General features: G+C 59.3%; 1 protein-coding gene. It reads right to left on the bottom strand.

The annotated features are described in order from the left end of the window. Positions 1-1,019 (bottom strand): IS630 family transposase (locus DID96_RS37770; protein WP_185732507.1); only part of this gene is annotated, 1,019 nt, incomplete at its 3' end. Positions 1,020-1,089: the final 70 nt, after the last annotated feature.

Below are 1,089 nucleotides of genomic sequence, written 5' to 3'. Positions count from 1 at the left end.
TAGCGGACAGATGGATGTCTGAAGAACGCGCGGACGAGCTTCGGGTCTTGCCCAATTTTTTCAAGCTGTTCATGGATCCGCGGCCCGAGTTTTTCACCCTTTTGCAAAGGGCGTCGCGCGACGCCGCTGCGCTTGACATGACTCCACACCAACTCATCCGGGTTGAGGTCCGGCGCGTAACCGGGCAGGAAGTGCAAGGTCAATTTGCCCTGCGTGCTGGCGACGTAGTCCTTGACTACAGCTTTCTTATGCGCGGGCAATCCGTCGACGATCAGATGAACTCCCTTCTTCCGATTGAACATCAACTTCTTGAGCAGCGTCACGAACAGCTCACCGCTGAGGCCCCCTTCGTATGTCGCAAACCAGAAGGCGCCCTTTGAGTTGACGGCGGACGCCGCACTCATGCTTTGCCGCTGGCCCGGACGCTCAACGACGGGCGTTTCACCGCGCGGCGCCCAGGTCTTGCCATGCACCGAGTCAGCTCGAAAGCCCGATTCGTCCCAGAAGAAGATGTCCGCCTTTTGCTCACGCGCTTGCTTGGCAATGGCCGGATACGTGTCGTGTCGCCAGCGATCAATTGCCTCTGGATCGCGCTGGTAAGCACGCTGCAGCGGCTTTTGCGGTGTCAGGTTCAGGCGTGCCAGCATCGCGCCAATCGAAGCCAGGCTCAGCGTGACACCGAATTTTCGCCGCACCAGTTCGCGAACCAGGTTGCGCGTCCACAGCCCGAAGTCAAATCCATACTGCATCGGATTCTTGCCGTTGATCCAGCGCAGCACTTGCTGTTCCTGCGCAGGCGTGAGCTTGCGCGGGCGGCCCGTGCCTTTGGTCGAGCGCAGCACCCGAACGCCACGACCGCGGCCGCTCGCTTGGGCACGGATCTTGTACGCCCACGAGCGATGCATCCCAAACGATGCCGCGACCTCAGTCGGATGCTCTCCTTCGGCCATCCGTTGGACTGCCAATATGCGCATCTCTTCAAGCGTGTTGTGAGCCAGGCTCCGGCCGTCTCGTTTCATGAGCGATCCTGTCAATAGCTGTCGCTCAAGCATAGACCATTTGTCCGCTAAATTTCTGACCTATGAGTAA

Source organism: Burkholderia sp. Bp8963 (assembly GCF_003854275.1).
Lineage (GTDB): Bacteria > Pseudomonadota > Gammaproteobacteria > Burkholderiales > Burkholderiaceae > Burkholderia.
This window is presented reverse-complemented; position numbering and strand designations above follow the sequence as displayed.